At 70.9% G+C, this 19,598-nt stretch carries 19 protein-coding genes; 2 read left to right on the forward strand and 17 right to left on the reverse strand.

From position 1 onward, the window contains the following. Positions 1–18: 18 nt before the first annotated feature. The 15 genes from ABZ939_RS22070 to ABZ939_RS22140 form a co-directional block, all read right to left on the reverse strand. Positions 19–684, reverse strand: a complete 666-nt coding sequence (locus ABZ939_RS22070; protein WP_361857673.1) for a maleylpyruvate isomerase family mycothiol-dependent enzyme — start codon at positions 682–684, stop codon at positions 19–21. Then, positions 684–2,078, reverse strand: coding sequence for an adenosylhomocysteinase (gene ahcY / locus ABZ939_RS22075; protein ID WP_361857676.1), 1,395 nt, complete (start codon positions 2,076–2,078; stop codon positions 684–686). The genes ABZ939_RS22070 and ahcY overlap by 1 nt, the downstream gene beginning before the upstream one ends. Next, positions 2,071–2,934 (reverse strand): methylenetetrahydrofolate reductase [NAD(P)H], encoded by an 864-nt coding sequence (gene metF, locus ABZ939_RS22080; protein WP_361857678.1) that lies wholly within the window; start codon positions 2,932–2,934, stop codon positions 2,071–2,073. The genes ahcY and metF overlap by 8 nt, the downstream gene beginning before the upstream one ends. Further along, a complete protein-coding gene (gene metH / locus ABZ939_RS22085) occupies positions 2,931–6,404 on the reverse strand; it encodes a methionine synthase (RefSeq protein ID WP_361857681.1) in 3,474 nt (1,157 codons plus the stop codon). Before metH ends, metF begins: the two co-directional genes overlap by 4 nt. Then, positions 6,401–7,384, reverse strand: a complete 984-nt coding sequence (locus ABZ939_RS22090) for a carbohydrate kinase family protein (protein WP_361857684.1) — start codon at positions 7,382–7,384, stop codon at positions 6,401–6,403. Before ABZ939_RS22090 ends, metH begins: the two co-directional genes overlap by 4 nt. A gap of 4 nt (positions 7,385–7,388) precedes the next feature. Beyond that, positions 7,389–8,555, reverse strand: a complete 1,167-nt coding sequence (metK, locus tag ABZ939_RS22095) for a methionine adenosyltransferase (RefSeq protein WP_361857687.1) — start codon at positions 8,553–8,555, stop codon at positions 7,389–7,391. Further along, on the reverse strand, positions 8,552–8,809 hold the full coding sequence (locus ABZ939_RS22100; protein WP_361857690.1) for an acyl carrier protein: 258 nt from the start codon (positions 8,807–8,809) through the stop codon (positions 8,552–8,554). The genes metK and ABZ939_RS22100 overlap by 4 nt, the downstream gene beginning before the upstream one ends. 13 nt (positions 8,810–8,822) lie before the next feature. Next, positions 8,823–9,263, reverse strand: coding sequence for a holo-ACP synthase (gene acpS / locus ABZ939_RS22105; protein ID WP_361857692.1), 441 nt, complete (start codon positions 9,261–9,263; stop codon positions 8,823–8,825). Position 9,264: 1 nt separating this feature from the next. After that, positions 9,265–10,128: a hypothetical protein gene (locus ABZ939_RS22110; RefSeq protein ID WP_361857695.1), complete on the reverse strand. Its 864-nt coding sequence runs from the start codon at positions 10,126–10,128 to the stop codon at positions 9,265–9,267. A 40-nt stretch (positions 10,129–10,168) separates the two neighbouring features. After that, positions 10,169–11,062 carry a diiron oxygenase gene (locus ABZ939_RS22115; protein WP_361857697.1) on the reverse strand — a complete coding sequence of 298 codons (894 nt, stop codon included), beginning with the start codon at positions 11,060–11,062 and terminating at the stop codon, positions 10,169–10,171. A 59-nt stretch (positions 11,063–11,121) separates the two neighbouring features. Beyond that, complete coding sequence (locus ABZ939_RS22120; protein ID WP_361857700.1) at positions 11,122–12,165, reverse strand: class I SAM-dependent methyltransferase; 1,044 nt, start codon at positions 12,163–12,165, stop codon at positions 11,122–11,124. 91 nt (positions 12,166–12,256) lie between these two features. Continuing rightward, positions 12,257–13,108 (reverse strand): SAM-dependent methyltransferase, encoded by an 852-nt coding sequence (locus tag ABZ939_RS22125; protein ID WP_361857703.1) that lies wholly within the window; start codon positions 13,106–13,108, stop codon positions 12,257–12,259. A 44-nt stretch (positions 13,109–13,152) separates the two neighbouring features. After that, positions 13,153–13,668 carry a MaoC family dehydratase gene (locus ABZ939_RS22130; RefSeq protein WP_361858114.1) on the reverse strand — a complete coding sequence of 172 codons (516 nt, stop codon included), beginning with the start codon at positions 13,666–13,668 and terminating at the stop codon, positions 13,153–13,155. Between the two features lie 90 nt (positions 13,669–13,758). Beyond that, on the reverse strand, positions 13,759–14,958 hold the full coding sequence (locus tag ABZ939_RS22135) for an aminotransferase class I/II-fold pyridoxal phosphate-dependent enzyme (RefSeq protein WP_361857706.1): 1,200 nt from the start codon (positions 14,956–14,958) through the stop codon (positions 13,759–13,761). A 113-nt stretch (positions 14,959–15,071) separates the two neighbouring features. Continuing rightward, a complete protein-coding gene (locus ABZ939_RS22140) occupies positions 15,072–16,505 on the reverse strand; it encodes an MFS transporter (protein ID WP_361857709.1) in 1,434 nt (477 codons plus the stop codon). A gap of 97 nt (positions 16,506–16,602) precedes the next feature. Between ABZ939_RS22140 and ABZ939_RS22145 the strand changes: the two genes are divergently transcribed. Both ABZ939_RS22145 and ABZ939_RS22150 read left to right on the forward strand, forming a co-directional pair. Beyond that, positions 16,603–17,262: a hypothetical protein gene (locus tag ABZ939_RS22145; protein WP_361857712.1), complete on the forward strand. Its 660-nt coding sequence runs from the start codon at positions 16,603–16,605 to the stop codon at positions 17,260–17,262. Positions 17,263–17,558: 296 nt separating this feature from the next. Continuing rightward, positions 17,559–18,761: a Cmx/CmrA family chloramphenicol efflux MFS transporter gene (locus tag ABZ939_RS22150; RefSeq protein WP_361858117.1), complete on the forward strand. Its 1,203-nt coding sequence runs from the start codon at positions 17,559–17,561 to the stop codon at positions 18,759–18,761. Positions 18,762–18,786: 25 nt separating this feature from the next. Here the strand turns inward: ABZ939_RS22150 and ABZ939_RS22155 are convergent, their stop codons facing one another. Together ABZ939_RS22155 and ABZ939_RS22160 are read right to left on the reverse strand one after the other, a co-directional pair. Continuing rightward, positions 18,787–19,071 (reverse strand): DUF4031 domain-containing protein, encoded by a 285-nt coding sequence (locus ABZ939_RS22155; protein WP_361857715.1) that lies wholly within the window; start codon positions 19,069–19,071, stop codon positions 18,787–18,789. A 67-nt stretch (positions 19,072–19,138) separates the two neighbouring features. Further along, positions 19,139–19,495: a hypothetical protein gene (locus ABZ939_RS22160; protein ID WP_361857717.1), complete on the reverse strand. Its 357-nt coding sequence runs from the start codon at positions 19,493–19,495 to the stop codon at positions 19,139–19,141. Positions 19,496–19,598: the final 103 nt, after the last annotated feature.

A 19,598-nucleotide genomic window follows, 5' to 3' on the forward strand; every position in this document is an offset into this window, starting at 1 on the left:
CCCAGGGCCTGTCCGGCCCTAGCGGTAGATGAGGAGTTCCTGCTCCGTCGCGCCCGTCAGTTCGTAGCGCGTGCGGACCAGGGGACGGCCCGCATAGATGCGGATCAGGGTGGCCGCGGCGCCGTGGAAGCGGGCAGGTGGGCGGCCGGCGATCTCGTTGCCGAGGGAGACGGTCGCGGGGCGGTCCGGCAGGACGCCGACGAGCGCCGGGGTCTCCCGCCGGCGGCTCGTGACCGACAGGAGCGGGAGAGCGAACTCCAGGCCGGCTCCGCAGTAGGCGCCGGGTTCGCCGAACGCCTCCCGTACGTCTCCGGCGTGCACCCACTCCCCCAGCGCCACCGCGTCCAGCTTGCCGTCGTCCGTCTCCGCGATCACCGGGCCGGCCTCCGTGAAGCCGCGCTCCAGCTCGTCGAGGATCCGTCCGAGCGGCCAGGACTCCCGCTCGGCGACGTCGGCCGCGTTGGCCTCCGGCAGGAACACGCCCTCCTCCAGCCGGCCCTCGACGATCCTGACGAGGGCCGCCGCGCAGTGCGCGAGCACCTGCCGGGCCGTCCAGCCCGGGCAGGCGGTGCGCAGGTCGAACGACGCCTCGGGGGTGCGCCGCAGCAGGGGCATCAGCGCGTCCCGTTCCGTCCGCAGCAGCCGGTCCGGAAGCCAGGGATCGCGTACGTCGGCGGTACACATCAGTAGCGGTAGTGGTCCGGCTTGTACGGGCCCTCGACCGGGACCCCGATGTACGACGCCTGCTCCGGGCGCAGCTCGGTCAGCTTCACGCCGAGCGCGTCGAGGTGCAGCCGCGCGACCTTCTCGTCCAGGTGCTTCGGCAGGACGTACACATCCGTCGGGTACTGCTCCGGCTTGGTGAAGAGCTCGATCTGGGCCAGGGTCTGGTCCGCGAAGGAGTTCGACATCACGAAGGACGGGTGTCCGGTCGCGTTGCCCAGGTTCAGCAGCCGGCCCTCCGACAGCACGATGACGACCTTGCCGTCCGGGAAGGTCCAGGTGTGGACCTGCGGCTTGACCTCGTCCTTCACGATCCCCGGGATCCGGGCGAGCCCCGCCATGTCGATCTCGTTGTCGAAGTGGCCGATGTTCCCCACGATGGCCTGGTGCTTCATCCTGGCGATGTCCGACGCCATGATGATGTCCTTGTTGCCGGTGGTCGTGATGAAGATGTCGGCCGTCTCGACCACGTCGTCCAGGGTCGCGACCTGGTAGCCGTCCATCGCCGCCTGCAGCGCGCAGATCGGGTCGATCTCCGTGACGATCACCCGCGCGCCCTGGCCGCGCAGCGACTCCGCGGAGCCCTTGCCGACATCGCCGTAACCGCAGACGACCGCGACCTTGCCGCCGATCAGGACGTCCGTCGCCCGGTTGATGCCGTCGACGAGCGAGTGCCGGCAGCCGTACTTGTTGTCGAACTTCGACTTCGTCACGGCGTCGTTCACGTTGATCGCCGGGAACAGCAGCGCACCCTCGCGGTGCATCTCGTACAGGCGATGGACACCGGTCGTGGTCTCCTCGGTCACACCGCGGATCTCGGACGCCAGCGCCGCCCAGTCGATCGTGGTGCGCTGCAACAGCTCCAGAACGACGCGGAGTTCGTCGTTGTCCGCCGTCGAAGGGTCCGGCACGGAACCCGCCTTCTGGTACTCCACACCCTTGTGGACGAGGAGCGTCGCGTCACCGCCGTCGTCCAGAATCATGTTGGGGCCAGGGGCGTCGGGCCAGGTCAGCGCCTGCTCCGTGCACCACCAGTACTCCTCCAAGGTCTCGCCCTTCCAGGCGAAGACCGGGATCCCGGCGGCGGCGATCGCGGCGGCCGCGTGGTCCTGGGTCGAGTAGATGTTGCACGACACCCACCGCACCTGCGCGCCGAGCGCGACGAGCGTCTCGATCAGGACGGCGGTCTGCACGGTCATGTGCAGGGAACCGGTGATGCGGGCGCCGGCCAGCGGCTGCTGCTCGGCGTACTCCCTGCGGATCGCCATCAGGCCGGGCATCTCGTGCTCGGCCAGCGTGATCTCCTTGCGGCCGAACTCCGCCAGCGAGATGTCGGCCACCTTGTAGTCAGACATGTGCAACGCTCCTCGCGCTCTGAATCGATCGGTGAATTTCCAGGGCCGCCGTGGATTTGTTGAGCGTGATGTAGTGCAGGCCCGGCGCGCCCTCCTCCAGCAGCCGCAGTCCCGTCGCCGTCGCGTGCTCGACGCCGATCCGGTACGCGGTCGCCGGGTCGTCGCGCGCGGCCTCCAGGCGGTGGGCCAGGTCCTCGGGGAAGGCGGCGTCGCTCAGCTCGGCGAACCGGCGGATCTGGCGGACGTCCGTGGCCGGCATGATCTCCGGGATGATCGGGGTCGTGCAGCCGGCCGCGGCCACCCGGTCCCGCAGCCGCAGATAGTCCTCCGGGTCGAAGAACATCTGCGTGATCGCGTAGTCCGCGCCCGCCCTGCACTTGGCGACGAAGTGCGCGAGATCGCTCCCGGGCGACACCGACCGCGGATGGCCCTCCGGGAAAGCGGCCACGCCGATCCGGAAGTCGCCCAACGAGCGGACGAGCTCGACCAGTTCGTAGGCGTAGGTGAAGCCCTGTGGGTGCGGGGTCCAGGGCCCGCGCGGATCGCCCGGGGGGTCTCCGCGCAGGACCAGTACGTCGCGGATGCCGGCGTCCGCGTACGCGCCGATGATGGCCCGCAGCTCGGCCACGGAGTGCCCGACGGCCGTCAGATGGGCGACGGGCCGCAGGGTGGTCTCGGTGACGATCCGCTTCGTGACGTCGATGGTCCGGTCGCGGGACGAACCGCCCGCGCCGTACGTCACGGAGACGAAGTCCGGCGCGAGCGCCTCCACCCTCCGGATCGCGTCCCACAGCACCGTCTCCCCGCGCTCGCTCTTCGGCGGGAAGAACTCGAACGAGAAGGTCTGACCGTTCATCGCCGGCCTCCCGCGTTGAAGTAGCTCGCCTCCGGGTGGTGCACGACGATCGCGTCCGTCGACTGCTCGGGGTGCAGCTGGTACTCCTCCGACAGCTCGACCCCGATCCGCTCCGGCCGCAGCAGCTCGGCGATCTTCGCGCGGTCCTCCAGGTCGGGGCAGGCCGGGTAGCCGAGCGAGTACCGGCAGCCCTGGTACTCGGTGCGCAGCATCCCCTCGATGCCCGCCGGCTCCGAGGCACCCGCGATGCCCCACTCCGCGCGCACCCGCGCGTGCCAGTACTCGGCCAGCGCCTCGGCCAACTGCACGGACAGACCGTGCAGTTCGAGATAGTCGCGGTAGGCGTCGGCGGCGAAGAGCTTCGCCGTCTCCTCGCCGATCCGCGAGCCGACCGTCACCACCTGGAGGGCGAGGACGTCGACCTCCCCGGAGTCCTCGGCGCGGTAGAAGTCTGCCAGGCAGAGGCGGCGGCCCCGCTGTTGGCGGGGGAAGGTGAAGCGGGTCCGCTCGCCTCCGTCCTCGTCCAGGACGATCAGGTCGTCGCCCTTGGCCACACAGGGGAAGTAGCCGTGCACCACGGCCGCTTCGAGGAGCCGGTCGGTCTGCAGCCGGTCCAGCCAGCCGCGCAGCCGCGGCCGGCCCTCCGACTCGATCGTCCCGGCGTCCTTGAGCCCCCACTGGCCCTTGAACAGGGCGCCCTCGTCGAGCCAGGAGGCGTACTCGGCGAGCTGGATGCCCTTGACGACCCGGGTACCGAGGAAGGGCGGCTCTGGTACGGGGTTGTCGGTGGCCACGCCCGAGCGGCCGGCCGGCTCGGGCTCCCGCACCTCGAGCACCGGGACGTCCCGCTTGGGGACGCGGCGCTGCTTCAGCTCCGGGAGTACGGCCCCGGGCACGCCCCGCTTGACCGCCATCAGGGCGTCCATCAGCCGCAGGCCCTCGAAGGCGTCCCGTGCGTAGCGCACTTCGCCGCCGTACAGCTCGTGCAGGTCCTGCTCGACGTACGCCCTGGTCAGCGCGGCACCGCCCAGGATCACGGGGAACTGCTCGGCGAGCCCCCGGCCGTTCAGCTCCTCCAGGTTCTCCTTCATGATCACCGTGGATTTCACGAGCAGCCCCGACATGCCGATGACGTCGGCGCGGTGTTCCTCGGCGGCCTCCAGAATGGCCGACACCGGCTGTTTGATGCCGATGTTGACGACGTTGTAGCCGTTGTTGGACAGGATGATGTCGACGAGGTTCTTGCCGATGTCGTGGACATCGCCCCGGACGGTCGCGAGCACGATCGTGCCCTTGCCCTCGGCGCCCTCGACCTTCTCCATGTACGGCTCCAGATACGCCACGGCCGTCTTCATGACCTCGGCGGACTGGAGCACGAACGGAAGCTGCATCTGCCCGGAGCCGAACAGCTCACCGACCGTCTTCATGCCGTCCAGCAGGACGTCGTTGACGATCTCCAGGGCGGGGCGCACCGCCAGGGCGGCGTCCAGGTCCGCCTCCAGGCCGTTCTTCTCGCCGTCGACGATCCGCCGCTTCAGCCGCTCCTCCAGGGGCAGCGCGAGCAGTTCCTCGGCCTTCCCGGCCTTCAGGGACTTGGCCGTCGCGCCCTCGAAGAGCTCGAGGAGTCGCTGCAGCGGGTCGTACCCCTCCCGCCTCCGGTCGTGGATGAGGTCGAGCGCCACCTCGACCTGCTCCGGCTCCAGACGGGCGATCGGCAGGATCTTCGACGCGTGCACGATCGCCGAGTCGAGCCCCGCCTTCACGCACTCGTCGAGGAAGACGGAGTTCAGCACGATCCGGGCGGCCGGGTTGAGGCCGAAGGAGATGTTGGACAGGCCCAGCGTCGTCTGGACGTCAGGGTGCCGGCGCTTGAGCTCCCTGATCGCCTCGATGGTGTGGATGCCGTCGCGCCGGGATTCCTCCTGCCCGGTGCAGATCGTGAACGCCAGGCAGTCGATCAGGATGTCCGACTCCCTGATGCCCCACTTCCCGGTCAGATCGGTGATGATCCGCTCGGCGACGGCGACCTTCGCCTCCACCGTCCGGGCCTGGCCCTCCTCGTCGATCGTCAGGGCCATCAGCGCGGCCCCGTGCTCCTTCGCAAGGGCCGTGACCTGCGCGAACCGGGACTCGGGTCCGTCGCCGTCCTCGTAGTTGACCGAGTTGAGAACCGCGCGCCCGCCCAGCTTCTCCAGGCCGGCGCGCAGCACCGCCGGCTCCGTGGAGTCGAGCACGATCGGGAGTGTGGAGGCGGTCGCGAACCGGCCGGCCAGCTCCGCCATGTCGGCGACCCCGTCCCGGCCGACGTAGTCCACGCACAGGTCGAGCATGTGCGCGCCCTCGCGGATCTGGTCGCGGGCCATCTCGACGCAGTCGTCCCAGCGGCCGTCCAGCATGGCCTCACGGAACTTCTTCGAGCCGTTGGCGTTCGTCCGCTCACCGATCGCCAGATAGGACGTGTCCTGCCGGAAGGGCACATGGCTGTAGAGGGAAGAGGCGCCCGGTTCCGCGACCGGGGTACGGGCGGGCACGGCCGCGCCCCGGACCCGTTCCACGATCTCGCGCAGATGCTCCGGGGTCGTACCGCAGCAGCCGCCGACGAGCGCGGGGCCGTACTCCCGTACGAAACGCTCCTGGGCGTCGGCCAGTTCGGTCGGCGACAGCGGATAGTGGGCGCCGTCCGATGTGAGCACCGGAAGACCGGCGTTGGGCATCACCGACACCGGGATCCCGGCGTGCCGCGACAGGTACCGCAGGTGCTCGGCCATCTCCGCGGGGCCGGTGGCGCAGTTCAGGCCGATCACGTCGATGCCGAGCGGCTCCAGGGCGGTGAGCGCCGCCCCGATCTCCGAGCCGAGCAGCATCGTCCCCGTCGTCTCCACCGTCACCTGCACGATCAGCGGCAGGTCCAGCCCGCACCACTCCAGGGCGCGGCGGGCGCCGACGACGGCCGCCTTCGTCTGCAGCAGGTCCTGCGAGGTCTCGATCAGCAGGGCGTCGGCGCCGCCCCTGAGCAGCCCCTCGGCGTTCTGCTGGTACGCCTCCCGCAGCGGCTCGTACGTGATGTGGCCGAGGGTGGGCAGCTTGGTGCCGGGGCCCATGGAGCCGAGGACCCAGCGAGGCCGGCCGTCGCGGGCCGTGTGGGCGTCGGCGGTGTTGCGGGCGATCCGGGCGCCGGCCTCGGACAGCTCGTACACCCGGTTCTCGATGCCGTACTCCCCCAGCGCCGCCAGATTGGCGCCGAAGGTGTTGGTCTCGACGCAGTCCACGCCGACGGAGAAGTAGGCGTCGTGGACGGAGGCGACGACGTCCGGCCGCGTCAGGTTCAGGATCTCGTTGCAGCCCTCCAGGTTCTGGAAGTCGTCCATCGTCGGGTCGGCGGCCTGCAGCATGGTGCCCATCGCCCCGTCGGCCACGACGACCCGGGTGGCGAACTCGTCGCGCAGCGAGCCCCGTACCGAGCGCCTCATGACAGCCCCCTGAGATGGGTGAGCAGTTCGGCCGTGCAGCCGACGCCGTACGTCGTCCTGATCCGGTCCAGGAGCGGCTCCCGGTGTAGCCGGTACTCCTGCGTGCCCACGTAGTCGAGGACGGTCGCGGCGACCGCGCAGCCCAGCTGCGCCGCGCACCGCTCCGGCACGCCCCACGCCGTACCGGCGAGGAACCCGGCGCGGAAGGCGTCGCCGACGCCGGTCGGGTCGACGACCCCGGGCACCCGCACGGCCGGCACGGCCAGGCTGTCCCGGCCCTCGCCGCGGATACGGACGCCGGCCTCGCCGTGGGTGGTGACCCAGGCGCCGACGCGGCGCAGGATCTCCGCCTCCGACCAGCCCGACCTCTCCCCGAGGAGGGCCGTCTCGTACTCGTTGGTGAACAGCCAGCGCGCGCCGTCCACCAGCTCCCGCACCTCGTCCCTGCCGAGCCGCGCCAGCTGCTGCGACGGGTCGGCGGCGAACGGAATCCCGAGCTCGCGGCAGGTGCGGGTGTGCCGGAGCATGGCCTCGGGATCGTCCGGGGAGACCAGGACCAGTTCCAGACGCCCGGCCCGGGCGACGACCTCCCGCAGATCGATCTCGCGGGCCTCGGCCATCGCTCCGGCGTAGAAGGTGGCGATCTGGTTCTGCGCCCGGTCGGTGGTACAGACGAACCGGGCGGTGTGGAGGGACTCGCTGACCCGCACCGAGTCGGTGTCCACACCGTGGTCCTTGAGCCAGATCCGGTACGGCTCGAAGTCGGCGCCGACCGCGCCCACGAGGACCGGGCGCAGTCCGAGGACGCCGAGCCCGAAGGCGATGTTCGCTGCCACTCCGCCGCGCCTGACCTCCAGGTTGTCGGCGAGGAACGACAGGGAGACCCGGTCCAGCCGGTCGGCGAGCAGCTGCTCGCTGAACCAGCCGGGGAAGGTCATCAGATGGTCGGTCGCGATGGATCCCGTGACAGCGATACGCATTTCCTCAGACCCCCGTTGCCTTCTTCAGCGCGTCCACCCGGTCGGTCCGCTCCCAGGTGAAGTCGGGGAGTTCGCGGCCGAAGTGGCCGTACGCCGCCGTCTGCGCGTAGATGGGCCGCTTCAGGTCCAGGTCGCGGATGATCGCGGCGGGCCGCAGGTCGAACACGCTCGACACGGCGTCCTGGATCTCCTCGTCCGGCAGCGTGCCCGTGCCGAAGGTCTCCACGAACAGGCCCACCGGCTCCGCCTTGCCGATCGCGTACGCGACCTGCACCTCGCAGCGCCGGGCCAGGCCCGCGGCGACGACGTTCTTGGCGACCCAGCGCATCGCGTACGCGGCGCTGCGGTCCACCTTGGACGGGTCCTTGCCGGAGAACGCGCCGCCGCCGTGGCGGGCCATGCCCCCGTACGTGTCGATGATGATCTTCCGGCCGGTGAGGCCGGCGTCGCCCATCGGGCCGCCGACCTCGAACCGCCCGGTCGGGTTCACGAGCAGCCGGTAGCCGTCGGACTCCAGGTTGACGCCCTCCTCGGCGAGCGCCTTCAGCTCGGCCTCGACGACGAACTCCCGGATGTCCGGGGTCAGCAGACCCTCGACGCTGATGTCGGCGGCGTGCTGGGACGAGACGACGACGGTGTCCAGGCGGACCGGGCGGTCGCCGTCGTACTCGATGGTGACCTGCGTCTTGCCGTCGGGCCGCAGATACGGGACGGTCCCGTTCTTGCGTACCTCCGTCAGCCGGCGCGACAGCCGGTGGGCCAGCGCGATCGGCAGCGGCATCAGCTCGGCCGTGTCGTCGCAGGCGTAGCCGAACATCAGCCCCTGGTCGCCGGCGCCGCCGGTGTCCACACCCTGGGCGATGTCCGGCGACTGGGCGCCGATGGACACCGACACACCGCAGGAGGCGCCGTCGAAGCCCTTCGCGGAGGAGTCGTAGCCGATGTCGAGGATCGCCTCACGCACCAGCTTCGCGATCGGGGCGTACGCGGTGGTGGTGACCTCGCCCGCGATGTGCACGAGTCCCGTGGTGAGCAGGGTCTCCACCGCGACCCGCGCGCCCGGGTCCTCGGCGAGCAGCGCGTCGAGGATGGTGTCGCTGATCCGGTCGGCGATCTTGTCGGGATGTCCCTCGGTCACCGATTCCGAGGTGAACAGACGCCGGCTGCTCATGCCTGGCCCACCTCCGCACGCGTGTCCGCGAAGAAGTGGGTCCCGATGGCGGCGAGAGTCCGGATCTCGTCGACCTCCAGGGTCTCCATCTGGATGGACCGGCCGCTCTCCTGCTCCAGCAGGAAGACGAACTCGACGAAGGACAGCGAGTCGATGAGACGGTTCTCGATCAGGTCGAGGTCGGGCGCGATGTCCTCGCGCTCGGGGTGACGCTCGAGGATCCAGTTCTTCACCTGCTGCAGGCCGTCGGCCATGGTGCTTCTCCTTCTAGCTACTAGGTACGGAAGTGGGGGCGATGATGGGGGCGGCCACCGCCACCGCGTAGTCCACGTCGTGGCTGATGGACACGGTGATCTCGGTGATCCCGGACCCGGCGGCCATCTCGGCCGCCGACCGGTGCAGTTCCACCAGTGGCCAGCCGCCCTCGGAGCGCCGTACGACGATGTCGGACCAGGGCAGGAACCTGCCCCTGACCCGGAGGGTCTTGAAGGCCGCTTCCTTGGCCGCGATCCGGCCGCACAGACTCAGCACGTCGAGCCCGGTGGAGGTACGGCAGTCGGCGAGTTCGCCGGGGGTGAGCATCCGCTCGAAGAACGCCTCGCCGTACTGGGCGAGGAGAGCGCGGACACGGTTGACGGACACGATGTCCATGCCGAGGTTCGCCCAGCCCAGGCCGCCCGCCGGCGGGGCGACGGGTCGGGCCGGCACGTCAGATCACCGGCCCGGCCGCGTCCCGTACCGCCCGGGTGGCCGCTTCCCAGCCGCCGTGGCGCCGGGTCAGCGCGGACAGCCAGCGCTCCAGGCCGAAGGCGACGCAGCTGGTGAACGCGGGTCCGCCGCTCGACGCCAGCGTGATGGCGCAGCGCTCGCCGAAGAAGTTGCGGTGCGTGTTGACCGAGGCGATCGCCAGGTCCTCGTACAGGAACTCGTGCTTCACCGGGGTGAGGCGCTGGAGCACCGCCTTGGATCCGCCCTTGTCGAAGAACGGGTCGCAGGCGGCCTCCCGGCGCAGCGGCAGGTCGAGCGCCGCGGCGAAGGAGTGGATGCGTTCGGTGAAGTCGGCGAGATGCGTCTCGGCGTGCTCACGCGAGCCGATGGCCACGATCTCCCGCATGCGGAAGCCGAGTTGGCGCCGCATGCCTTCGTAGTGGGTCTCCTTGCGGAAGCACCAGGAGCAGATCGTCACCAGGGTGTCGTCGGCGACCTGCCGGCCCTGGTGGTCGAGGTAGACGGCGTAGCAGGACGCCGAGGGCAGTCCGAGCGCGGCGGGTTCGAGCGCGTCGCACGGAAAGCAGCCGGTGTCGGTACAGAAGGCAGAGGTCTCGCGGCGCTCCAGGTCGAGCGGGGCGGCGACGACGGCCTGGTGGGGGAAGTTGTCGTAGTAGTCGAGCCGGGCCAGGTCGGCGGCCGGCAGCAGCGGGGGCATGGTCATCGGGCGGGCGCCCGCGGTCACTCCCCAGCTCTCGAAGGTGTCGTCGAGGAGCCGCAGCAGCGCCGTCGCCTCGGGGCCCAGGGACGGCAGTCCCCTGGTCTCCCCGGGGGCCCCGACGCTCGCGGGGGTCGTCACGGTCATAGTGGTTTCGCCTCTCGGGTGATCTGTCGAGCGGGCGCCCTCAGACGACGGGCAGGGTGTCGTCGGAGAAGATCCCGGTCTTCAGGAAGAAGGCGAGCGGCTTGCGGATCGCCTTGCGCTCGTACGGGCGGCGGCGCTCGTCGGCGACCAGCGCGTTGCGCAGGGCCAGCGGGTCGGCGACGCCGGCGTCGCGGTAGACGTGCGGGTTGTAGAGGGAGTTGATGCTGTAGACGACGTACCGCTTCAGGTACGCCTCGACCTCGGCGACCCGCGCGGCGGGCACGGCCTCGCGCATCCGGGTGAACAGCAGCGAGACGAGCTCTCGGCCGAAGGCTATGTGGCGGGACTCGTCCTGGTGGTGGATGCGGTTGACCTCGCGGATGGTGCGGCACAGGGAGTCGTCCTGCGCCATCCGCATGTTGTAGTGGTCGACCAGCTCCTCGAAGAACAGGATGCGGGCGAAGACCAGGAAGTTCTCCACCTCCGGCTCCCAGGCGGAGTCGGCGCGCATCGCGGTGGAGCCGTAGATCTTGTTGCCGTAGCGGCGGCAGAACTCGGCGAAGAACCACATGTGTTCGTTCTCCTCGCCGATGAAGTGGTGGAAGAAGTCGGAGGGGACCTCGAAGCCCGGCATGTGGATGCGGCCGACGACCTCGATGAGCAGCTCGCGGATGCCGTGCACGTTGAGGCTGTAGAAGTTGATCGACTCCCACTTCGAGAGCTTCTGGATCGTCTCCTCACCCAGCTCGTCGTAGTACGGGGTGCCGTACACGGTGAGCAGCTCCGGCGTCATCCACAGCTGCTTCTCCTCCAGCTGATCGGGCCAGTCGAACTGCTGGTAGGGGTTGTAGTACTCCTCGATGGAGCGGGAGCTGAGCCGCTCCAGGACTTCCATGAACCGGTCGGTGACGGGCAGCGGGGCGCTGACGCCCATAGGGACTCCTAAGCAAGGGGAAGCGGAGGGGCCTTCGGCCGTACGGGCGCGGCCGCCGACTACGGCCGGACTTCGTAGACCGCGTTGACCGGGGTCTCGGTGGCGCGCCGCCAGCGGGTGAAGCCGGCCTCCTCGGCGATGGCGCGGAACGCCTTCTCGCCGGAGTGGTTGCCGAGCGCGTGCGGGCCGCGCTGGGCGACGGCGACGGGCAGGCACATCACCGCGGACAGGGCCATGAACATGCGCGCGGCGGGGGTGTTGGTGTCGATGTCGGCGGGCGAGACGTTCGACTCGACGAGCATCCAGGTGCCGTCCGCGTCCAGGGACTTGTGGACGTGCTGGGCTGCGGCGACCGGGTCGCCCATGTCGTGCAGGGCGTTGAAGAAGCAGACCAGGTCGTAGCCGGAGCCGGGGTAGTCGTCGGCGGAGGCGACCTCGAAGACGACCCGGTCGGAGAGGCCGGCCTCCTCGGCGAGCTGCCGGGCGATGGAGATGGCCTCTTCGGAGTAGTCGAAGCCGTGGACCGTGGCCTTGGGGAACGCCTTGGCGATCAGCAGGGTGGTGTGGCCGACGCCGCAGCCGACGTCGGCGACGGTGCCGCCACTGCTCAGCTTGTCCGTGACCTGGTGCAGGGACGGCAGCCAGTCCGGTACGAGCTTGTGCTCGTAGGTGGGCTGGAAGAAGGAGCCCATGCCGGTGTCGAGGGCCGCGTCGTGCTCGGCCCAGCCGACGCCGTCGCCGGTGCGGTACGCGTCGACGAGCAGGTCCTCGGTGGCGTACAGCGCCTTGAGCGCGGTGAAGAAGCCGGCGGCGAAGGTGACGGCCTTCGGGTCGGCGAGGACCTCGACGTGGTCGGCGGGCAGCGTGTACGTGAGGGAGCTCGGGTGGCGCTCGACGTATCCGGCGGAGAGCTGGGCGTGCAGCCACTCCTCGATGTAGCGCGGGTCGGTGCCGGTCCTCTCGGCGAGCTGCGCGGCGGTGAGCGGGCCGGACTCGGCCAGGGCCTTGTACAGCCCGAGCCGCTCGCCGAGGGCGACGGTCAGCCCGCGGACGGCGGCGCCGGCGTCGGTGATGACCTTCTGGTGGAAGTCGTGGGCGCTCATGCGGGAGTCTCCTCTCGGGTCGGGGGGTGGCCGGTCGTGCCTTCGGCGCCGTGGCGGTCCGAAGGGCACGCCGCCGAGCGGATCTCGGCGGTCACGCGGCGAACCCCGAGCCGGTGCCGGAGGCTCCCGGCAGGTCGCAGGTGAACAGGAAGGACCGCGGCACGCGCGGGACGTTGCGCGGCGGGACCGGGTAGGGCCAGCGGTCGAAGTCGGCGCCGTCCTCACCGGGCTGCTTGACCTCGGTCACGTCCCAGCCGCAGGCGGCGAGCAGCGCCTCGGGCTCCTCGGTGCCGAAGAGCCACGGATTGCCGTCCTCCCTCAGCGCGTTGAGGAACGGGCGGGAGAGCGGGTTCTCCAGGGCGGCCCGGGAGATGACGTCGCCGAGCAGCACGGAGCCGGGCGCCGCGTGGGCGGAGAGCGTCGAGATGAGGGTCCGTACGGCCTGCTCGGGCAGGAAGAACAGCAGGCCCTCGACCACCCACAGGACGGGCTCGTCGCTCTTCCAGCCGGCCTCCTTCAGGGGACCGGTCCAGTCCTGGGTCAGGTCCACCGGGACGGTGATCCGGGTGCGGCCGGCCGGCAGCGGCTCGTCGGCGAGCATCTTCGCCTTGGCCTCCAGGAGCGCCGGGCGGTCGAGCTCGTAGACGGTGACGCCGTCGGGCCAGGGCAGCCGGAAGAAACGGGTGTCCATGCCGGCGGCGAGGAAGACCACCTGGCGGATGCCGCGTTCCTCGACCGCCTTCACGATGGCCCGGTCCAGGTAGGTGGTGCGGATGGCGAGGAACGGCACGGTGCCGGCCCCGGCGTAGCGCTCGAGCAGCTCGAAGCCGATCTCGTCGGCGACGGTGCGCGCGTAGGGATCGGCGAACAGCCGGTCCTCGCGCTCGGTCTCCAGGGCGCGCGCTGCGGCGGTCCACTGGGCGGTGCGGGATACGGCCTCCACAGGAGGTCCCCCTTCATGTGATGGAGAGATACGGACGGCCGTGTTCAGGCACTGACGCGCGCACAGGCAACGGGGTCCTCGGCCGCGGGCATCGACGACAGATGGCCGGCCTCGGAACCGGCGGGACGGCGCCGGAAGATGCTGTGCAGGATCATGCTGAACACGGCCGTCCCGTCGGCGGCCACGAGCGTGCACCGCGGTTTGACGGTGCCGGTGGCGGGGTTGAACGGCGACGGGGTGGAGCCAAGGATCTCCACGCGGGCGGTGAGGACGTCCCCGGGTCGTACGGGACGCAGATAGCGGACCTCGTCGATGCCGGGCGAGCCCATGCACGCGCTGTAGGCGAGCAGCCCGTCCACATAGCGCCGCATGAACATCGCCTGGGTGTGGAAGCCGCTGGCGATCAGCCCACCGAACTGCGAGCGCGCGGCGAGCCCGGGGTCCGTGTGGAAGGGCTGCGGATCGAAGCGCCTGCCGAACTCCAGCACCTCCTCCGTGGTGACGGTGACGGTGCCCAGTTCATGGACGTCGCCCGGCCGGAAGTCCTCGAAGTAGCGCATCACGCGCCCCCCTTGACCTAAAGGATGGTCGTTCCCTGGCATCACCCAATCTACGAATCACACATTTATTTTGTCAACCCAAAAGAAGCCTCATGTCCCCTCGGTCGCCCGGCTCTTCACCGCACCGCCGAGCGCTCGCTCGAAGTCCCCCCACAGGTCCTCGACGTCCTCGATGCCGACGGACACCCGCACCAGACCGGCGCCTATGCCGGCCGCCCTCAGCGTGGCCGCGTCGAGCTCCCGGTGGGAGGTGGAGGCGGGGTGGGTCACGAGGGTCTCGACCCCGCCGAGGGAGAGCGCGAGCCGGGCGATCCGCACCCGCTCGATGAACGCCCGGCCCGCCTCCCGGCCGCCCGCCAGCTCGAAGGAGAGCAGCCCCCCGCCCCCGGAGAGCACCTTGCGGGCCGTGTCGTACGAGGCGTGGCCGGCGAGCCACGGGTAATGGACGGCCGTCACGTCCGGGCGGGCCGCGAGCCGCTCGGCGAGGACGGTGGCGTTCGCGCAGTGCTCGCGCATCCGCAACGGCAGCGTCTGCAGACCGCGCAGGGTCAGCCAGGCCGCGAACGGGTCGGCACAGGCGCCCAGTTCGACCGTCCGGGGCCACACCGCGCGCCGCAGCGCGTCGTCGGCGAAGACCGCGGCCCCGCCGAGGACGTCCGAGTGCCCGGAGAAGTACTTGGTGGTGGAGTGGACGACGATGTCCGCGCCGAGCTCCAGGGGGCGGCAGAGGACGGGCGAGGCGAGGGAGTTGTCGACGAGCGAGGTGACCCCGAGCCGCTGGGCCGCCGACAACAGGCCGGGGAGTTGCGGCACTTGGCCGGTCGGATTGGCGATGGTCTCCAGGACGAGGAGCCGGGGCCCGTGGGCGGCCGCCTCCTCGAACTCGGCCACGTCGTCGCCGGAGATGTACGTGACCTCGATCCCGTACCGCGTCGCGAGGTCGGAGAGCACCGCGTAGGTCCCCCCGTACAGACACCTCTGGGCGATCACCCGGTCACCCGGCCGCAGCAGGGCGAGCAGGACGCCGCTGATGGCACCCATACCGGAGGCGAAGGCGAGGGCGGAGGCGCCGCCTTCGAGCCCGGCCAGGGTCTTCTCCAGGGCTCGTACGGTCGGATTGCCGCGCCTGCTGTAGACGTACCGGCCGTCGGGCCCGGCCATGGCCTCGGCGAGCGCGTCGGCCGAGTCGAAGGCGAAGGCCGAGGACTGCACGAGCGGCACGGAGAGCGGCCGACTGCCTGCGTCCGGCGGCTCGTCGACGATGTGCACGGCCCGGGTTCGGATGTCCATCGTGTCTTCCTCTCGTCAGGGAAAAGGGGTCACGGGAAAAGGGGCCGCCCGATGTCCGGGGCGGACATCGGGCGGCCCCTCGGGGGTGCAGGGCGAGCTCGCGGGAGCTCGCTTCACGCGGAGACCTTCTCGCCCTGCGGGGCGGGGGCGGGCTCGGCGGCGAGGGACTTGTCGCTCTTCATCACGAGGAGCGTGATCACACCGCCGACGGCGGCGATGATCGCGGCGCCGATGAAGGCGGCCGCGAAGCCGTCGGTGAGGGCGGGCAGGTCGCCGATCCTGTCGGCACCCTGGGACATCGCGACGGCGGTCAGCGCGGCCAGGCCCAGGGCGGAGCCCACGTTGTAGGTGGTGTTGACGATGCCGGAGGCGAGACCGGCCTGCTCCTGCGGGGCGCCGGCCATCGCGGCGATCATCGCCGGGATGTAGGCCAGGGACATACCGAGCGCGGCGACCAGCGAGGCGGGCAGGACGTCGACGACGAAGCTGCCGGTCGGCGGGACGGCCGCCAGCCAGACGAGCCCGGCCGCGAGGACCAGCAGTCCGCCGGCGATCAGCGGCTTGGCGCCGAACTTGCCCATGAGACGGGCGGTGATGGCCGTCATGAAGATCATCAGCAGGACGGTCATCGGGAGCAGGGCCGCACCGGAGGCGAAGGCGCCGTAACCGAGGACCTGCTGGAGGTAGAGGTTGAGGAAGTACCACATCGGGATCCACGCGGCGCCCAGCAGCGTCATCGCCAGGTTGGCCGAGCCGAGGCGCGGAACGCGCCAGACGCTGAGCGGCATGAGCGGCTCGCGGACCGACTTCTGGATGACGAAGAACAGACCGAGGAGGACGGCCGCACCCACCAGCTCCAGGATGGTGGCGGTGGCACCCCAGCCGACCTCGGGGGCCCGGACCACGGCGAACACGGCGAGCGCGAGACCGGCGGTGACGGCGACGGCGCCGAGGATGTCGACGGAGCCGCGGCGGGACTCGACGGCCGGGAGCAGCTTGGTGGCGGCGAGGGTGGCGAGGCCGATCGGGATGTAGATGATGAACACCCACTGCCAGCTCATCCACTCGGTGAAGACGCCGCCGAGGAAGACGCCCGCGGTACCGCCGGCGGGGGCCGCGGCGCCGTAGAGCGCCATCGCCTTGCCGAGCTCCTTCGGGTCGTGCATGAAGAGCATCATGAGCAGCGTCATGGCGGACGGCGCGATGAGCGCACCGCCGACGCCCTGGACGGCGCGGCCGACGATCTCGACCCAGGCGGTCTGCGCGGCGGCGGCCACGACCGAACCCGCGATCATGATCGCCCAGCCGGAGACGAAGATCTTGCGGGCTCCGACGAGGTCGGAGAGGCGGCCGCCGAGGAGCAGGAGCCCGCCGAAGACGATGACGTAGGCGTTGAAGATCCACTGGAGCTCGCTCTGCGAGAAGCCCAGGTCCTTCTGCATCTCGGGGAGCGCTACCCCGATGATCGAGGTGTCCATGATGACCATGAACTGGGCGGCGGCGAGCACGACAAGTGCCCACCAGCGCCGGGGATTGACGGTTGACATTGCCCTGCTCCTTCTCTCGCACATACCCCTAGGGGGTACCTTCGCGGAGCACCGTAGCATACCCATGGGGGGTATGTAAGGGTGGCAGAATGCGCCCATGACCGAAGCCTCGGAGCAGGACCTGCTGGACCGCTGGACGTCGACGCTGCGCGCGGCCCGGGCGGGCCGCGAGGGCCCGGACCCCGCGCCGTACGGCCGGAACCTGCTGAACCGCTGGGCCGAGCCGCAGCGCAGGTACCACACGGTGGACCACCTGCGGGCGGTCCTCGACCGCATCGACGAACTCACCGATCAGGGCGGCGAGGGCGGGGAGTTGGAGCTGGTCCGGCTGGCCGCCTGGTTCCACGACGCGGTCTACCGCCCGGACCGCTCCGAGAACGAGGAACGCTCGGCGGCCCTGGCCGAAAAGGCCCTGACGGAGGCGGGCCTGACCGCCCACGAGGTGGCGGAGGTGGCCCGCCTGGTCCGCCTGACGATCACCCACGACCCGTCGGAGGGCGACATCAACGGCGAGCTTCTCTGCGACGCGGACCTGGCGATCCTGGCCGCGGAGGAGGGTACGTACGGGGGGTATACGCGGGCGATCCGCGAGGAGTACGCCTTCGTCCCGGACGACGCGTTCCGCGAGGGCCGCGCCGCGGTCCTCCGCCAGCTCCTCTCCCTACCGCGCCTGTTCCACACCCCGTACGGCGCGGCGGCCTGGGAGACGAGGGCACGACGGAACCTGGAAACGGAACTGAAGAGCCTGACGGCCTGACCCCGGCGGGGGCCGACAGCCCCCGCCCACCCCCGCCCCGTTGTGGGCATTCGTTCCGCCGGGGCGGAACGGAGGCCCACCCCCCGGCCCCCGTTGTGGGCATTCGTTCCGCCGGGGCGGAACGGGTGGGCACAACGGACGGCGCCCTGGCGGGCGCGTCCGCTCCAGGGCCCCCGCACCCACGCCCCCGTCCACATACCAAGACACCCCGTCCCAGGGGAATGTCAGGCATGAACCGCAGGTTGACGCATGTCATGCCGTCAACGCCTGCCGAGCCCACCGCGCACCCCACCCGCATGCCCCTCGCCGTCTACATCCTCGGCCTCTCCGTCTTCGCGCTCGGCACGAGCGAATTCATGCTGTCCGGCCTCCTCCCACCCATCGCCGACGACATGAACGTCTCCATCCCCCGCGCCGGCCTCCTCATCTCCGCCTTCGCCATCGGCATGGTCGTCGGCGCCCCGCTCCTGGCCGTCGCGACCCTCCGCCTCCCCCGCAAGACGACGCTGGTCACCCTGATCACCGTCTTCGGTCTCGGCCAGGTCGCCGGCGCGCTCGCGCCGAACTACGCCGTCCTCTTCGCCTCCCGCGTCGTGAGCGCGCTCGCCTGCGCCGGCTTCTGGGCGGTCGGCGCCGCCGTCGCCATCGCGATGGTCCCGGTCGGCTCGCGCGCCCGCGCGATGGCGGTCATGATCGGCGGCCTGTCGATCGCCAACGTCCTCGGCGTCCCCGCCGGCGCCTTCCTCGGCGAGCACCTCGGCTGGCGCTCCGCGTTCTGGGCGGTCGGCGTGGCCTCTGCGATCGCGCTCGTCGGTGTGGTGACCCGCATCCCGCACATCCCGCTCCCCGAGACCAAGCCGCGCCTCAAGCGTGAGCTGGTGATCTACCGCGACCGCCAGGTGCTGCTCTCGATAGTGATCACCGCGCTCGCCGCGGGCGGCGTCTTCTGCGCGTTCTCGTACCTCGCCCCCGTCATCACCGACGTCGCCGGCATCGACGCCCGCTGGGTCTCCGCGATCCTCGGCCTCTTCGGCATCGGCGCGCTGATCGGTACGACGATCGGCGGCCGGGTCGCCGACGCGCATCTCTTCGGGGTCCTGCTCAGCGGCATCACCGCCTCGACGGTCTTCCTGGTCGCGCTGGCCCTCTTCGCCTCCAGCCCGGTCGCCGTGGTCGCCCTCTCCTTCCTCCTCGGCGTCTCGGCCTTCTACACCGCCCCCGCCCTCAACGCCCGCATGTTCAACGTGGCCGGCGCCGCCCCGACCCTCGCGGGCGCGACGACCACCGCCGCCTTCAACCTGGGCAACACCGCCGGCCCCTGGTTCGGCGGTACCGTCATCGACGCGGACTTCGGCTTCGCCGCGACGGCGTGGGCGGGAGCGGCGATGACGGTGGTGGCGCTGGCGACGGTCGCGCTCTCGCTCCGGCTGCACAACACCCGCTCGCGCGTGGTGGCTTCCTCCACCCCGCAGCGGGAGAAGGTCGTATCGGCCCGCTGAGCCAGGCGATCGGCGAGGAGACGCCCTAGAGGCCGGGCTCCGGCTCCCGCCGCGGGAACTTCGGCCGCCGCAGCCCCGCCTCCGTGATCCGTCGTACGAGTTCCTTCGAGCCGACCTCGACCGCACCCGCCGCCACCGCGTCCGCGTACCGGTCCGAGGGGATGTCGTAGTGGTCACGCTCGAAGGCGCGCGGCGGGGCGCCGATCGAGGCGGCGAAGGCGTGGAGTTCCTCGTGCGAGATGTCGCTGACGAGATGCGACCACATCCGGCCGTGGCCCGGCCAGGTCGGCGGGTCGATGTAGAGGGTCACGTCAGAACCGCCGTCTCCATCGCGTCCGTCGCCGCCGCGCTCACCGCCGTCGCGTCCGCCGCCGCCGTCACGTCAGACCGCCGACCGGGGCGACGACCACGCCCGCCTTGCCGCAGACCCAGTGCGGGTCCGGGCCGAGCTCGGGTTCGACGTCCAGGGCGTGCGGGTCGCCGGAGGAACAGACCGGGCAGAGCGGCCAGCGGCCGTAGCGCTCCAGGAGTGCGTCCTGCACGTCCTGGGCTATGAGGCCGGCGACGTAGGTGAGGCCCTCGGGCCACTGCTCGACCCACCACCGGCGGTGGGTGACCGCCTCCTCGACCATCGACACGACCTCGGCGGCGGCCACGTCCCGCGCCGCCAGATCGGCGAGGACCAGGGCGCGAGCGGCATGCAGCGCCTGCTCCAGGGGGTCGATGTCGTCCATGGAGACATTGTCACCCGTCAAGCCCCGGGGACGAAGGCCCCTTCCGTATCCGGAACTCGTCCGGAACTCGTCCAGGACTCGTCCAGGACTCATCCGAGGCCCA

Origin of the sequence: Streptomyces sp. NPDC046712 (genome assembly GCF_040645695.1) — a bacterium.
GTDB lineage: Bacteria > Actinomycetota > Actinomycetes > Streptomycetales > Streptomycetaceae > Streptomyces.

Bases quoted from the DNA above. Each gene is read 5' to 3' on its own strand.
- ABZ939_RS22100 (WP_361857690.1), bottom strand. From the start codon at position 8,809: ATGGCCGACGGCCTGCAGCAGGTGAAGAACTGGATCCTCGAGCGTCAC.
- ABZ939_RS22145 (WP_361857712.1), top strand. From the start codon at position 16,603: ATGACCGAAGCCTCGGAGCAGGACCTGCTGGACCGCTGGACGTCGACG.
- ABZ939_RS22140 (WP_361857709.1), bottom strand. From the start codon at position 16,505: ATGTCAACCGTCAATCCCCGGCGCTGGTGGGCACTTGTCGTGCTCGCC.
- ABZ939_RS22160 (WP_361857717.1), bottom strand. From the start codon at position 19,495: ATGGACGACATCGACCCCCTGGAGCAGGCGCTGCATGCCGCTCGCGCC.
- ABZ939_RS22135 (WP_361857706.1), bottom strand. From the start codon at position 14,958: ATGGACATCCGAACCCGGGCCGTGCACATCGTCGACGAGCCGCCGGAC.
- metH (WP_361857681.1), bottom strand. From the start codon at position 6,404: ATGAGGCGCTCGGTACGGGGCTCGCTGCGCGACGAGTTCGCCACCCGG.
- ABZ939_RS22115 (WP_361857697.1), bottom strand. From the start codon at position 11,062: ATGGGCGTCAGCGCCCCGCTGCCCGTCACCGACCGGTTCATGGAAGTC.
- metK (WP_361857687.1), bottom strand. From the start codon at position 8,555: ATGAGCAGCCGGCGTCTGTTCACCTCGGAATCGGTGACCGAGGGACAT.
- ABZ939_RS22120 (WP_361857700.1), bottom strand. From the start codon at position 12,165: ATGAGCGCCCACGACTTCCACCAGAAGGTCATCACCGACGCCGGCGCC.
- ABZ939_RS22090 (WP_361857684.1), bottom strand. From the start codon at position 7,384: ATGCGTATCGCTGTCACGGGATCCATCGCGACCGACCATCTGATGACC.
- ABZ939_RS22150 (WP_361858117.1), top strand. From the start codon at position 17,559: ATGCCCCTCGCCGTCTACATCCTCGGCCTCTCCGTCTTCGCGCTCGGC.
- ABZ939_RS22070 (WP_361857673.1), bottom strand. From the start codon at position 684: ATGTGTACCGCCGACGTACGCGATCCCTGGCTTCCGGACCGGCTGCTG.
- ABZ939_RS22110 (WP_361857695.1), bottom strand. From the start codon at position 10,128: ATGACCGTGACGACCCCCGCGAGCGTCGGGGCCCCCGGGGAGACCAGG.
- ahcY (WP_361857676.1), bottom strand. From the start codon at position 2,078: ATGTCTGACTACAAGGTGGCCGACATCTCGCTGGCGGAGTTCGGCCGC.
- metF (WP_361857678.1), bottom strand. From the start codon at position 2,934: ATGAACGGTCAGACCTTCTCGTTCGAGTTCTTCCCGCCGAAGAGCGAG.
- ABZ939_RS22130 (WP_361858114.1), bottom strand. From the start codon at position 13,668: ATGCGCTACTTCGAGGACTTCCGGCCGGGCGACGTCCATGAACTGGGC.